Annotated in this window: 12 protein-coding genes; 7 read left to right on the top strand and 5 right to left on the bottom strand. The window is 58.7% G+C overall.

What is annotated here, in order from left to right:
- Positions 1 to 392 precede the first annotated feature (392 nt).
- The gene (locus tag QWI18_RS04340; protein WP_369318277.1) at positions 393 to 980 is read left to right on the top strand and encodes a hypothetical protein; all 588 of its coding nucleotides are present in this window, start codon (positions 393 to 395) and stop codon (positions 978 to 980) included.
- A gap of 322 nt (positions 981 to 1,302) precedes the next feature.
- On the top strand, positions 1,303 to 1,764 hold the full coding sequence (locus tag QWI18_RS04335) for a glycine zipper domain-containing protein (RefSeq protein WP_065987426.1): 462 nt from the start codon (positions 1,303 to 1,305) through the stop codon (positions 1,762 to 1,764).
- 70 nt (positions 1,765 to 1,834) lie between these two features.
- Here the strand turns inward: QWI18_RS04335 and QWI18_RS04330 are convergent, their stop codons facing one another.
- Both QWI18_RS04330 and QWI18_RS04325 read right to left on the bottom strand, forming a co-directional pair.
- Positions 1,835 to 2,263, bottom strand: coding sequence for a thioesterase family protein (locus QWI18_RS04330; protein ID WP_065987427.1), 429 nt, complete (start codon positions 2,261 to 2,263; stop codon positions 1,835 to 1,837).
- Positions 2,264 to 2,317: 54 nt separating this feature from the next.
- Positions 2,318 to 4,249, bottom strand: a complete 1,932-nt coding sequence (locus QWI18_RS04325) for an ATP-dependent DNA helicase RecQ (protein WP_369318276.1) — start codon at positions 4,247 to 4,249, stop codon at positions 2,318 to 2,320.
- Positions 4,250 to 4,491: 242 nt separating this feature from the next.
- Here QWI18_RS04325 and QWI18_RS04320 point away from each other — a divergent pair, with 242 nt between their 5' ends.
- From QWI18_RS04320 to QWI18_RS04310, 3 genes are all read left to right on the top strand, one after another.
- On the top strand, positions 4,492 to 5,295 hold the full coding sequence (locus QWI18_RS04320) for a hypothetical protein (RefSeq protein WP_296307749.1): 804 nt from the start codon (positions 4,492 to 4,494) through the stop codon (positions 5,293 to 5,295).
- A gap of 128 nt (positions 5,296 to 5,423) precedes the next feature.
- Positions 5,424 to 6,551, top strand: a complete 1,128-nt coding sequence (locus tag QWI18_RS04315; protein ID WP_192130722.1) for a hypothetical protein — start codon at positions 5,424 to 5,426, stop codon at positions 6,549 to 6,551.
- 238 nt (positions 6,552 to 6,789) lie between these two features.
- The gene (locus tag QWI18_RS04310; protein WP_192130721.1) at positions 6,790 to 7,524 is read left to right on the top strand and encodes a hypothetical protein; all 735 of its coding nucleotides are present in this window, start codon (positions 6,790 to 6,792) and stop codon (positions 7,522 to 7,524) included.
- A 61-nt stretch (positions 7,525 to 7,585) separates the two neighbouring features.
- On the opposite strand, the gene QWI18_RS04305 is transcribed toward QWI18_RS04310, so the two are convergent.
- A complete protein-coding gene (locus QWI18_RS04305; RefSeq protein WP_065987432.1) occupies positions 7,586 to 9,127 on the bottom strand; it encodes a phosphoenolpyruvate carboxykinase in 1,542 nt (513 codons plus the stop codon).
- 191 nt (positions 9,128 to 9,318) lie between these two features.
- Positions 9,319 to 10,221: an Hsp33 family molecular chaperone HslO gene (gene hslO, locus QWI18_RS04300; RefSeq protein ID WP_065987433.1), complete on the bottom strand. Its 903-nt coding sequence runs from the start codon at positions 10,219 to 10,221 to the stop codon at positions 9,319 to 9,321.
- A 98-nt stretch (positions 10,222 to 10,319) separates the two neighbouring features.
- Here hslO and QWI18_RS04295 point away from each other — a divergent pair, with 98 nt between their 5' ends.
- Entirely contained in the window at positions 10,320 to 11,129 is an 810-nt protein-coding gene (locus QWI18_RS04295) for a phosphatase PAP2 family protein (protein WP_369318275.1), read from the top strand.
- 65 nt (positions 11,130 to 11,194) lie between these two features.
- On the opposite strand, the gene QWI18_RS04290 is transcribed toward QWI18_RS04295, so the two are convergent.
- Positions 11,195 to 11,596: an RNA-binding S4 domain-containing protein gene (locus QWI18_RS04290; RefSeq protein ID WP_065987435.1), complete on the bottom strand. Its 402-nt coding sequence runs from the start codon at positions 11,594 to 11,596 to the stop codon at positions 11,195 to 11,197.
- 117 nt (positions 11,597 to 11,713) lie between these two features.
- Between QWI18_RS04290 and QWI18_RS04285 the strand changes: the two genes are divergently transcribed.
- Positions 11,714 to 12,487: an EAL domain-containing protein gene (locus QWI18_RS04285; RefSeq protein ID WP_065987436.1), complete on the top strand. Its 774-nt coding sequence runs from the start codon at positions 11,714 to 11,716 to the stop codon at positions 12,485 to 12,487.
- Positions 12,488 to 12,532 lie beyond the last annotated feature (45 nt).

Here is a 12,532-nt window from a genome sequence, read left to right as displayed (position 1 = left end):
ATGAACACAACTCCCTGGCGCAACTAATAATAATTCTTCATAACGCACTGAACCATTCGCGATATGAGAGCGCAACTCTTTGTTTTTCTTATGCTTCAGCTACCAGCAATAACTCAAACCGACATGCTCGACCCATCGAGAGTTCATTGACGGAAGTCCCACCGCGGCTAAGCTTGGGTCAGGTTGGAACGCTCGCTCATTAAGCCAGGGAGAGGTCTCATGAATAACAGCAGTGCAGCCAGGTCAACGGCACCAACGGTCTTAACTATCAATGACAATGGGAAACCTCTGGACAGCGTAGTCGTTGACGCCGAGGGCAACGGCATCTGACGATCCCTAATCTCGCCGTGGGCGAGCACACATTTGAGGCAGCTTCTTTGGATGGCTCAACTGTGTCGAACTCCTGGAAAGTCCGGGTCGAAGCCCTGCCGCCTGAACTTATCGTCAATCCAAACCCCGTCACCCTGACCGGCCTCTTCTACTGGCTAAACGGCTATGACGTCAATCTTGTTAACTGGCCATCCGGGACTTCAGAAACACGCGTAGCTGCGGGAGGCGTTCCTCCCTACTCGTACACCAGCAGTAATACCAACTCCGTGCGAATAGACAATAACGGCAGGATAACCGCTAGGCGGAATGGAACAGCGTTAATTACAGTTCAAGACGCATCTAACCAAACAGGCCAGTTTTCGGTTACGGTCACCGGCGCAAGGGAGCTTTCAATAAAAATGAATTCGGCCGGTTGGGGCCAGATGACTGGCGCCGCGGGAGGCTGGAATGGTTTGTTGATCAATCCAGACCAGGCCCAGAGTATTCTCACTATGTACGGGACCAACTGGCCCAGCAATGTATTTGAGTTTTGGGCCGCCCCTAATTATTCGGGGTCCGTCGTCAAATGCCTGAGGATGAATCACTTCCAGGATATCGTCGACGCGCGCGGGTGGGGGACGCCATTGGGGGCCATGATTGTTGTCCAATAATGTACCGCCGTCTCAGTTCGCTGAGACCGGCAAGCTGAGATCTCTAAAAGCTTCAGCGCCTTTACCGATGCCTCGCTGTTCCCGCGGGCAAATTTGCAGTCTTTACGGAAAATAACGGAATGCGCGGGCGAGCAAAAAAGGCCCGAATCGCGAGATTCGGGCCTTTATCAAGTAGCGTATGACTCACCAATACGACTTCGGTTCCCAAGCCAAAACAATAAGTTAGCGTTTTGTATACAGGTCGTGTTATTCGTCGGATTTAGATTGTGACATTTTCTTCATGATCGCAGGATCGCGGCGTCATCCCTATGAGCATCAATACATGAAGTATTCCTCGATTCTGTTGTTATCGTTCTCACTGGTCAGCGGTTTTGCCTCAGCAGGCGATAACGTGACGGCCGGCGTGGGCGGCGCATTGGGTGGGGTACTCGGCTCCGTCGTTGGCCAACAGGTCGGCGGCAGCACAGGTTCGGCAATCGGAGCCGGCCTTGGCGGCGCGGCTGGTGGCGCAGTGGGCGCAAACCGCCGGAACCGTACCGAAGCCGCCATCGGCGGCGGCCTGGGTGCTGCTGGCGGCAACGTAGTCGGTCGCAGCGTCGGTGGCAGCACCGGCAGTCTGATTGGCGCAGCAGCAGGCGGCGGCGCGGGCGGCGCACTCGGCAACTACATGGGCGACGAAAGCCGCCGTGACGACGACCGAGGCCGTGGTTACCGTGGCGATCGCCGCGACTACAAACACGGTCGCGGTCACGCGCATGGTCATCGCAAACACCATCGTGACTGATGCCGTCGAGCCCGACTCGCGCACCTGACCCGATGAATACCGGCCGCCCATAAAGCGGCCGGTATCACTTTCAGACCACCAAACGCTCAAGCGCCTGCCGCAACGCCGCAGGGATCGGCACCGGCTGATTGGATGCCCGATCCACGAATACATGCACGAAGCGTCCTGCCGCCCGCGCCTCGTCTTCCCCCGCCTTGAACACCGCCAGCTCATATTGCACCGAGCTGTTGCCCAGCTTGCCAACCCGTAGCCCGACCTCGATCGGCTCCGGATAGGCAATCGACGCAAAGTAATCGCACGACGAACTCACCACAAATCCCACTGCTTCACCGTCATGGATATCCAGTCCGCCCTGTTCGATCAGGTAGGTATTCACCGCGCTGTCAAAGAAGCTGTAGTACGTGACGTTGTTGATGTGGCCGTACACATCGTTGTCGTGCCAACGCGTCACGATTGGCTGGAAGTGGCGATAGTCGGCGCGCTGCGGGGTGTCGTTCATGGGGTTCCCTCCGGTTTGTCTGCTGTGCTTCCTGGTTGATGAAATCCGTGACCGCTATTGAATCTGGCGCTGAATCCATTCCCGCACGTCCGCATACGGGTAAGCCTCCAGCGCCGCGAAACCGCCGATGTTCCGGGCCTTGAGCCGGGTAAACATCGGCACGCTGATCCCGCACAGAAACCGCGTCAGGCACTCCGCGCCCGGCTCATGCCCTCGGGCCTCGAGGTGCTTGCCGACGAACTCGCTGCATAGCTCCGCGAAGTCCTGCTCGCTCAACGGCGTCAAGGCTGGCGGCTCGGGGAGCACCGCCACATGCCCCTCACACACCGAGCAGTGGCCGCAATGCGCGGGCGCACGGTCGTCGCCAAAGTATTGAGCCAGACGATGACTGAGGCACTGCTGGCTGGCAAACAGCTCGAGCATGGCGTGGATGCGCGCGACCTCGGTTTTTTCGTGGTGGACGAAGTAGTCATGCAACTCTTCGCTCAGGGCCTGGGCGTCGAAGTCGGCGGCGATCAGGCTGAAGACCTCGGTCATCTGCTTGCTTTCGAGTTCGATCCAGCCCTTCTCCTGAAAGAAATCCAGCGCCGTTACCACGCGCCCGCGCTCGGCCTGATACTGCTGGTACATGGCGTCGAAGTTGACGGTTGCCCACGTCCGCGCCCGGCTTGACGTCTCGGTCAGCGCCTGCACGAATTCGCGTCGTTCGCCTTGAAAGCGCTGCACCAGCACCTGCGGTTCAATCAGGTATTTGAAGCGGTATTCCGCGAAGTACGAATAACGCGGCGCAATGATCCCGCGCAGCTCCAGTTGCACCAACAGCGTTTTGAGCGGCAGTTGACGGATATTGCTGAGGTCCGACAAGGGCGCCAGCAGAAACTCCCACTGACTGTCGTTACGCGCGCCCTGCAGATCTTCCAGCACCAGCCGGATGCCTTCCTGCTCCGGTGTGTCGCCGTACACGAAGTTCTCCAGCACGTTCAGGCTGTCGCGATTGGCCAGCACCAGACACTCCGACGTCGCCCCGTCCCGGCCCGCACGACCGATCTCCTGGCTGTAGTTCTCGATGGATTTGGGCAAATCGAAATGCACGACGTTGCGGATGTCACTCTTGTCGATGCCCATCCCGAAAGCGATGGTGGCGACGATGCAGTTCAGACGCCCGTCCATGAACTGCCGCTGGATCGACTCGCGCTTATCGTGGGGCAGACCGGCATGGTAGGCGTACGCCGGGATGCCGTTCTGCGACAGGTGAGCCGCCACGAACTCGGCGGTCTTCTGCAGCGTAACGTAGACAATGCTCGGCTGACCGGCCCGTTCGCCAAGCCACTCCACCAGACGCCGGCGCTTGTCCCGGCCTGCAACCGGCTCGACCCGCAGCGTGAGGTTGGGCCGGTAGAAACCCGTTGTCACCACATCGTCCAGGGCGATGCCGAACTTGCTCTGCATGTCACTGATGACTTGGGGCGTCGCTGTCGCTGTCAGGAGCAGCGCCTGGGGGATATTGAACTCGCGCTGGTAGTCAGGGAGCTTCAGATAATCAGGCCGGAAGTTGTGGCCCCACTCGGAAATGCAGTGGGCCTCGTCCACTACAAGCAGCGAAATCGGCACCTGAGTGATGAAATGCCGGAAGCGCTCGTTCTTCAGGCGCTCGACGGAGATCATCAGGATTTTCAACTCGCCGGAGCGCGCCCTGGCCATGACGTCGGCGACGTCATCACGACTTTGCGCGGAGTCGATGCTCGCCGCCGCAATGCCGTGTCGCTGAAGGAAAGCCAGTTGGTCCTGAATCAGCGCCAACAGCGGTGATACCACCAGCGTCAGATGCGGCAGCAGCAATGCCGGCAGCTGGTAGCAGAGGGATTTACCGGACCCCGTGGGAAAGATCGCTGCGGCGGAGCGCCCTGCCAACACGGCACTGATGGCGGCCTCTTGTCCGGCGCGAAACTGCCGATAACCGAAAACCTGCTCAAGGGTTTGATGCATGTGCTGCCACTCCTTTGACCGTCGCAAGGGCGTGAACCATAGCGCGGTGGGTCCGGGCGCAATACACCTAAACCATTACAGAAATATCGGACAGGATACAGCGCGGACAAATACCGCGCGCCATGCTGGCAAAACGTCATGCCGAGGATTAATCTCGCGCGACGCGTATTCAAGCGCTGTACGTCAGCCACCCCGATTGACTGCAAACCGGTCGACAACACACGATTCGCCAAGGAGAGGCAATGCAATCCACGCCACAGCCCGAGGATGACGGGCTTACCATGCAACGGCTGGCCCCCGGCCAATTCGACGTTGTGCTCGGCTCGCATCCTGCCCGGCGAGCTGCCGCATCCGGCAACGGCAACTGGCCGCTGAGTAGCGTTCTGATCTGCCTCGCGCTGCTGATCGCGATTATCTTTCTGATCACGCAAATGTTTCGCACGCCCAAGCCTGCAGCAACGGTCATTCCTGCGCCGCCCATCGCAGAGGTGGTCAGTGAGACTGACCCAGAGCCCGTCGCTCAGGTGCGCAACGTCGAACAAGTGGTTTATATCGCCCCCAAAGTTGAAGTCTCCCAACCCGCCACGGCGCGGCCGCTCGACGCCTGCCTGAAAGACGGCAACGTGATCGACCGGGATGTCATCAATTGCCGCTTCGGTGAAGCTCAGGCCAACGACTCCCAAGCCACTCGACCCCAAGGCATGGTTTCAGATCGTTACATGGCGACCTACAAGGCCGCCGCCGCCAAACCCAAAACCGAGCCCGCGCGGCGCTATGAAGTAGCAGGTGTGTTCATCCGTGAAATAGACGGGCGAAATCGCTATGAAGCCCGCTATCGCATTTCCAACAACCATATTGAAACCAGCAGTGTCTGCATGAACTTCCTGGCCGACAGTGTCGAACACCGTGAATGCCGTCGCGCCGCCGTACCCTACTTCAAAGACATGTGCAGCGACTGGAGCAAACGCGTCGCCAAAGATAAGAGCGACAAGAACAAACTGGCGCAAGAGCAGTACTGCACAGCGGCCCGGGATTATTCAGCGTGATGGAAAAACAATTTACGTCACCAGATAGTCATTAGCGCTCCACTGAACATGAAGTAACAACAACAGCGGACGCGTCCACAATCAGTCTTCTAACCTCGTGATTCCTATCCAACAACGAGGTTATAAACATGACAACTTTTACAATTTTCTTTTGCGGCACGGGCTCGACTAAATACGACCATCTGCACAAGAACTACTGGAACGGTGAGCTGGTCGCGACGCTGGCCAATAACATCGACGGTCACGAGTTCGCCGAGTGGATCGTCATTGACGGGCCGGGTAGCGGCAATATGCAGGCCGATGAGCTGTTCACCGAACCCAAAGCATTCGGGTGGACTGGCCCCGCTTTCGGCAAAGGCTGGCACGAGAATGTGCAGCATGCCGTCAACATCATTCAGGGCAAATTCGACTGGCAAAGAACCAAGCTGTCGGAAGCCGATTACCAGCGCCTCAAGCGAGCCGATGTGCCTATTCCCGACGCCCAGGCGCACGGCTCGTGGTTCTGGCGGCAGTACGACTACGGCAATCGCATCAGCCCGCAGGAACTCCAGCAACAGCTGATCAAGAACCTGAGAAAAGGCGGCTTGATCCCAAAGCAAATCAATCTGGTGGGCTGGAGTCGTGGCGGCGTCAGTTGTCACATGCTCGCCAATGCGCTGCTGGCTAATCCGGCCACGCGTCATATACCGGTCAACATATTTGCGGTGGACCCGGTGCCCGGCCCCTTTAATTATCAGCTTGAAAAAGTTTCTCTCGGCAGCAACGTCAAAGAATATGTGGCGTTCTACGCCCGCGACGAACGCTCTAAAGGATTTTCCTGCATCATTCCTAAAACAGCTCCCAAGACCAAAGTCAGCATCTATCCCATGGCCGGACGTCACGCGACGCTGGTGGGTAACGCGTCGCTCTCGGGAGCGAGTGGGCCAGGTGACCTGACAGAGCCTGGTAAGTTGGTGCGGCATTACGCCGAAGTGTGTCTGACCCGATGGGGAACGAAGTTACAAAGAAAACTCAACTTGTCGGCCATCGACATTGGCAAACTGCACCAAAGTATCGTTATGCATGAAGCCAAGTTCATCAAGATGCGAAGCCACTCATACACTGTTTTGGTTGAAGACCACAAAACAGAGCGGTATGTCAGTTATGCCGACAAGGGAACCGGTTTCAGCATGGTAGCGGGAACGCCGTTTAAACCTGCGGAAGGACTGGCGGCGAACCTCGCGAAAGGAGCCAGCGCGTACAAAGATATCTCTTGAGGTTCGATCCACAGCCATAACGCGTCCCGCCGTTCAGGTTTCTGACTGCACGGATCAACGCCAACGCCCTCCTGGCTGAGCGCTGCGCTGGCGAAAAAGAATTCCCCAAGAAACCGCCCCCACTGAGGGCGGTTTCTTCGTTCCGTTTTTTGTCATCGCCTCATTGACCCGCCGGCGCATTCTGCGGTCATAGGAGGCTAGAGTCAGAGACAACCGCAGCGATTACGGACGGAACAACATGCCTCAAGCAGCCCCGCGAACCCATACACGCCTGCTACCGCTGTTACTCGCAGTCACCGCCGCTCTTCTTTCGGGCTGCGGCGATGAAGCCAAGACAGCCGGGACGGCGACCGCAAGTGCGTCGACCCTTCAGAAGAGCATGATTGTCGACGTCAGTGGCGCGCTCAACCTGCACTACGAGGCAAAAGGCGATCAAGTAGCCGTTGGCTTCCTGCCCGGCAAACTGCCCGGCTCCAACTGGCTGACACTCAGCGCGGATCAGGAAGCCGAAGGCGACCGCAATGAGGTGAGCATCGGCCCTATCCTCGGGTTCTCTTTCGACAACCCTGATCAAGAGAAGAAAGCGATCATGTTTCAGGGTGGCCGCGTCGAAGTGGCCCACGATGAAAACAGCGCGTCCTACGACACCGGTTCGTACTATCAGTATTTCGACACGGACAAGGGTGGGGGCAACAGCAACGTCCAGCTCGTCTTCAGCAAAATCGAGAAACTCACCTCCCCCAACAAACTGCTCGACCGCTATCGGTTGATCGGCACGTTCCAGTTCAACGCGGCGCTTTCCCCTGAACAGCCCACCGACGAATGTACTCGGGAAGCCGCTGCGTACGCGGCCGAGCACGGCGAACGCCACCCGGGGTTCGATGCCAAGCTGTGTAATGCGAAGAGCGTTGTGGCGAAGGGCAGCTTCGACATCACCCAGGACTTTCCGGTGACGACGAAGACTGGCGGCTAGCTAGCGCGCAGGTGTAAAAAAACCGCCCCGAAGGGCGGTTTCTTTTTAGCAGGTACCGATCTTACAGCTTCGGGCCCGCTGCCTTGATCGCGTCGCTCACTTCGAACTTCTTGAAGTTCTCGATGAACAGGCCGGCCAGTGCTTTGGCGGCTTCGTCGTACGCCGCTTTGTCAGCCCAGGTGTTGCGCGGGTTGAGCAGTCCGGTTTCGACGCCTGGCACGGAGGTCGGGACGTCCAGGTTGACGGTGTCGAGGTGCTCGGTTTCTGCACCGATCAACGCGCCGCTCTGAATGGCCGCGATGACGCCACGGGTGGTCGGAATGTTGAAGCGTTTGCCAACACCGTAGCCGCCGCCGGTCCAGCCGGTGTTGACCAGGTAGACCTTGGAGCCGAAACCGCGGATGCGCTTGATCAGCAGCTCTGCGTATTCGCCCGCCGGACGCGGGAAGAACGGTGCGCCGAAGCAGGTAGAGAACGTCGACTTGATGCCGGCGCCCGACCCCATTTCAGTGGAACCGACCAGTGCGGTGTAACCCGACAGGAAGTGGTAGGCCGCTTGTTCTTCGCTGAGGATCGACACCGGTGGCAGCACGCCCGTCAGGTCGCAGGTCAGGAAGATCACAGCGTTTGGCTCGCCGCCCAGGTTCTTCTCGGAACGCTTTTCAACGTGCTCGAGCGGGTAAGCGGCGCGGCTGTTCTGAGTCAGGCTGCCGTCGGCGTAGTCGGCATGACCGGCTGCGTCCAGCACCACGTTTTCCAGCACGGCGCCGTGCTTGATGGCCTTCCAGATAACCGGCTCGTTCTTCTCGGAGAGGTCGATGCACTTGGCATAGCAACCGCCTTCGATGTTGAAGACAACGCCTTCGCCCCAGCCGTGTTCGTCGTCACCGATCAGGTAACGGGTCTCGTCGGCGGACAGCGTGGTTTTACCGGTGCCGGACAGACCGAAGAACAGCGTCACGTCGCCGTCTTCACCAATGTTGGCCGCGCAGTGCATTGGCAGCACGTCGGAAGCCGGCAGCAGGAAGTTCTGCACCGAGAACATGGCTTTCTTCATTTCACCGGCGTAACGCATACCGGCAATGAGGACCTTCTTCTGGGCGAAGTTAATGATGACGCAACCGTCGGAGTTGGTGCCATCACGCTCAGGCACGCACTCGAAGTTAGCCACGTTGAGCACTTGCCATTCTTCACGGCCGGCCGGGTTGTACTGGGCCGGATTGATGAACAGGCAGCGACCGAACAGGTTCTGCCAGGCAGTCTGCGTGGTCATCTTGACCGCAAGGTAGTGATCTTCGGCGGCGCCTACGTGCACGTGGGAAACGAAGTGTTCCTGAGCGTTGTTGAACGCCTCGACACGCGCCCACAGGGCATCGAACTTGTCGGCCGGGAACTTGCGGTTGATCGGCCCCCAGGCGATCGCAGCCTGGGTGGAGGGTTCGTCTACGATGAAGCGGTCGACAGGCGAGCGGCCTGTGCGGTGGCCTGTTTCCACGACGAGTGCGCCAGTATCGGACAGCACGCCTTCTTCGCGTTTGAGGGCTTCTTTAACCAGATCGTCGACACTGAGATCGGTGTGAACGGCGTTATTGGCTTGCGTCATGAGATTCCCCGTCGGCTCGATGGCCGAGTGCTCCAAACGTTTTGTAGTAGAAAAACCAACACTACTACAGCTAAAAAGTGGCCGGATTATGCCAGAAAAGCCCAAAAAAGGTAGGGCCCTCCTGTCAGAACTACATGAAGAAGAGTCAAGCGGGCCGGGCGGAAAGCTTTCAGCGCAGGACCCGCACTACATTAATGGCGGGTATCGGAAGGGGTATCTACCCCGCCCCCTGCAAACAGCTGCGCTACATCCGTTGCATCGAACAGATAGCGCTGATTGCAGAACTGACAGTCGATCTCCACCGCACCGTGATGCTCGATCACCAACTGCTGTGCATCTTCCAGACCAAGACTGACCAACGCATTGCCAGAACGTTCGCGCGAGCAGCTGCAACGGAACACCAGTGGCTGGACGTCGAACATCCGCACGACGTCTTCGTGGAACAGGCGTTTCAACACGGTTTCGTTGGTCAGGCTGAGCAGTTCTTCGGCGGTCAGGGTGTCAACCAGCACATTGACATGCTGCCAGCTGGCTTCACGCTCATCCTGATCTTTCAGCTTCTCAGCCGGCAGTTGTTGCAGCAGCAGCCCACGTGCGCGTTTGCCGTCGGCCTTGATCCAGAAACGCGTCGGCAATTGCTCCGACATCACAAAGTATTCGGACAGGCAGGCCGACAGGTCGACGCCGTCCAGGCCCACGATGCCCTGATAGCGTTTGCCCTGACGCGGGTCGATGGTCATGGTCAGGTCGCCATCGGGCATCAGGTCGAGCAGCGTGGCGTCCGGCTTGACCAAGGCCTCGTCGTAACGCGCAATCCCGCGCAGTTCACGCTCGCTGGAGCACTCGACCATCAGCAACGACACCGGTCCAAGGGACCGCGCCTGCAGAACCAGCAGGCCGTCGAACTTCAGGGTGCCCACCAGCAGCGCGGCGGCGGCGAGCATTTCGCCGAGCAACTGAGCCACTGGCTCGGGATACGGGTGCTTGGCAAGGACCTCGGCGTAGCTGCGCTCAAGGGCCACGAGCTCGCCGCGCACGTCGCTCTCGTCAAAGATGAAGCGCTGGGTGTAATCGGTATCCGCAAAGTCTGACATAGGAGAAGGTATCTGAATGGATGACAAAATGATGACAAGCGCCTATAAAGCGCGGTTTCGCACCGCTTGGTGCACTGCCATGCCGATGGGGGCATTTTATGGACTATCCCGCATTGTTCCAACCCAAGTGGAACGCCAAAAAATTCCTGCTGTGTAATCTGGTGGCGCTGGCGCTGCTACTGCTGTGGGTGTGGCCCACGGGACACGCGGCTTTCACGCACTTCGACGAAGGCCTGTTTCACTTGCTGAACCGCCCGCTTGAGCAAAACAAGGCGTGGCTGTGGGTCTGGACGATTGCCAGCATGCGACCCTTCGACATCGTCGTCGGCCTGATTCTGCTCACGCTGCTCATAAAGGGCGACTGGGTGTTCAAATCCTTGCAAACGCGTGCCGCGCTGATCGGCTTTGTGCTCACGCTGATCCTGCTGCTGATCATCCGCACGGTGTTTTCCAAAATCATCGACCACAGCGCGCTGCAACATGACAGCGCGTCAGTGATGATCCCCGATGCCATCAAGCTCAGCGACATATTCCCGGAGCTGGAGGACAAGTGGCAGCTCAAGGACCGTTCCAGCCAGAGCTTCCCGGGCGACCATGCTTCGGTGCTGCTGATCTGGGCGATGTTCATGAGCGTCTACAGCCGCACAGTCGGCCAGCGCGTGGTCATCTGGGCCCTGGCGTTTCTGTTCATGATGCCGCGCCTGGTCGCCGGGGCCCATTGGGGTCAGGACGACTACATTGGCGGTGTAATGATCGCATTGCTCGCGCTGGGCTGGAGCTGCTACACCCCGTTCGTGGCCACCGCTACCGGGGTTCTGTTTCGACTGACGGCACCAGTCTTCAACGTGATGGGCCGCCTGCCGCTGCTCAAATGCCTGAGCATCATGAAGCAGGGCTCTCATTTGTAAGCTGCCTGTTGCTACAGAGCAGTCCGGGGTCGATCAATGCGCGATCCCGGAAAGCGGCGAGATCGTCAGTCGTCACCCGAACGAAAATGAAACAATTGCCGACGCTGCTTTTTGGTCGGCCTGCCGTCAGTGGTCACGCCCAGGCTTCCGGCCTTGCGCATCTCGGCGGCTTGCTCGCGTTTGGCGAGGCTCTCCGGGGTTTCGCTGTACAGCAACTGAGCCTCAGGGGCGCCACGGCGGACAATCGACAACGCCTGGACCACCACGGTCCGCTCATCGAAACCCGCTCTGATCTGGAACTCGTCCCCTACCCGCGGCTCTTTTCCCGGCTTGCAACGCTCGCCGCGGCAATGAACCTTACCGCTTTCAATGGCGGCTTTTGCCAGCGCACGCGTCTTGAAGAAACGCGCCGCCCAAAGCCATTTGTCCAGACGGACTTTGTCGTCCTCGTCTGACTTCTGTGTCATCTGAATTCCTCAATCTTGTAATGGTCAGAATCGTACTACGTCACGCCGGGGACGCAGTAACCGCCACCCTCGTTTACACTGCCCACCAGACTAAAGCGCCGGCTTCAGGAGAACGACGTGACAGACTTCCCAACGTCATTGACTGGTGGGTGCCAGGGCTGCAGAGAAAGCTCCGCACTGGATTTCGAATTTGAATTCGCCTATCAGCCCATCGTGGACGTCCGCGACCGCTCGGTATTCGCTCACGAGGCGTTGGTACGAGGCGTCAACGGCGAGGGTGCCCTGTCTGTCCTGAACCAGATCGACGACACCAACCGTTACCGTTTCGATCAATTGTGCCGAACCCGCGCGATTTCAACTGCCGCCCGGCTGGGAATGGACGAATACCTGTCGATCAACTTCCTGCCCAACGCGGTGTATCGCCCCGACCTGTGCATTCGCAGCACCCTTGAAGCGGCCCGCGCCCACAACTTTCCGCTGGACCGGTTGATCTTCGAGACCGTCGAAACCGAGCACATCTGCAGCAACAGCCACCTGACCAACATTCTTCGTGAGTACCGCCAGTTCGGCTTCAAGACCGCCATCGACGACTTTGGCGCCGGGCACTCCGGACTCACCCTCCTCGCCGACTTTCAGCCTGACCTGATCAAGCTCGACATGGCCCTGGTGCGCAACGTCCATCTGGACCCTGCACGGCAGGCCATCGTGCGCGGCATTGTCACAATGTGTACGGACCTGAACGTTACAGTGATCGCCGAAGGCATCGAAGATGCGGGCGAACGGGACTTCCTCGCCGACTGCAACATTTACCTCATGCAGGGCTACTGGTTCGCCAAGCCTGCATTCCAGGCGCTGGCGCACATCGATGCCGGCGCCTGGCAGAACGTGTAAACGAACGGAACCGCTTTGAAAACATTTGACCATCTGACAGTCATC

Origin of the sequence: Pseudomonas sp. W2Oct36 (assembly GCF_041060465.1) — a bacterium.
In the GTDB taxonomy this organism is placed as follows: domain Bacteria; phylum Pseudomonadota; class Gammaproteobacteria; order Pseudomonadales; family Pseudomonadaceae; genus Aquipseudomonas; species Aquipseudomonas graminis_B.
This window is presented reverse-complemented; position numbering and strand designations above follow the sequence as displayed.

What these genes read in the sequence shown, in the direction of transcription:
- hslO (WP_065987433.1), bottom strand. Translation starts at nt 10,221, where the DNA reads ATGTCAGACTTTGCGGATACCGATTACACCCAGCGCTTCATCTTTGAC.
- QWI18_RS04315 (WP_192130722.1), top strand. Translation starts at nt 5,424, where the DNA reads ATGACAACTTTTACAATTTTCTTTTGCGGCACGGGCTCGACTAAATAC.
- QWI18_RS04335 (WP_065987426.1), top strand. Translation starts at nt 1,303, where the DNA reads ATGAAGTATTCCTCGATTCTGTTGTTATCGTTCTCACTGGTCAGCGGT.
- QWI18_RS04310 (WP_192130721.1), top strand. Translation starts at nt 6,790, where the DNA reads ATGCCTCAAGCAGCCCCGCGAACCCATACACGCCTGCTACCGCTGTTA.
- QWI18_RS04305 (WP_065987432.1), bottom strand. Translation starts at nt 9,127, where the DNA reads ATGACGCAAGCCAATAACGCCGTTCACACCGATCTCAGTGTCGACGAT.
- QWI18_RS04295 (WP_369318275.1), top strand. Translation starts at nt 10,320, where the DNA reads ATGGACTATCCCGCATTGTTCCAACCCAAGTGGAACGCCAAAAAATTC.
- QWI18_RS04330 (WP_065987427.1), bottom strand. Translation starts at nt 2,263, where the DNA reads ATGAACGACACCCCGCAGCGCGCCGACTATCGCCACTTCCAGCCAATC.
- QWI18_RS04290 (WP_065987435.1), bottom strand. Translation starts at nt 11,596, where the DNA reads ATGACACAGAAGTCAGACGAGGACGACAAAGTCCGTCTGGACAAATGG.
- QWI18_RS04325 (WP_369318276.1), bottom strand. Translation starts at nt 4,249, where the DNA reads ATGCATCAAACCCTTGAGCAGGTTTTCGGTTATCGGCAGTTTCGCGCC.
- QWI18_RS04320 (WP_296307749.1), top strand. Translation starts at nt 4,492, where the DNA reads ATGCAATCCACGCCACAGCCCGAGGATGACGGGCTTACCATGCAACGG.